The organism is Vibrio sp. YT-19(2023) (assembly GCF_033337395.1).
In genome coordinates this window covers 1-505 of sequence record NZ_JAWOQN010001224.1, presented here as the reverse complement: position 1 = coordinate 505, position 505 = coordinate 1, and the positions used below count along the sequence as shown (strand labels likewise).

General features: G+C 48.5%; 1 protein-coding gene. It reads left to right on the top strand.

All coding sequences use genetic code 11. From position 1 onward, the window contains the following. The coding region (locus R7E78_RS30965) for a DUF294 nucleotidyltransferase-like domain-containing protein (RefSeq protein ID WP_318059249.1) at window positions 1–505 on the top strand (505 nt) is incomplete at both ends.

Below are 505 nucleotides of genomic sequence, written 5' to 3'. Positions count from 1 at the left end.
ACACATGATTGGACGAGCGATGTCGGTGATTGGCAGCAGCTTTAAGCAACGATTAGCGGAACTCGCCGAGCAAGAGCTTGGTCCTGCTCCAATTCCATACTGTCTGGTTGCTATGGGATCGATGGCGCGAGATGAGCAGCTCATTGTCACCGACCAAGATAACGCGCTGATTCTTGATGACAGTTACGATCCTGACAAGCACGGCGAGTATTTCGCGCAGTTTGCGAAATTTGTATGTGATGGATTGGCGGCATGCGGCTATACCTATTGTACAGGCGACATTATGGCTACCAATCCTGAATGGCGAAAAACCAAATCGCAATGGGAAGAGGGCTTTGGCGATTGGATCGATCATCCGACGCCAGAGAGGTTGCTAAACAGTAATATTTTCTTCGATTTGCTAGGGATTCATGGCCGGGTGAAATGGGCAGAGCAACTGAGTAGCTTTATCGTCAGACGAGCCAAAAAGAACAATCGATTTTTGGCTTGTATGGCTTACAACGCA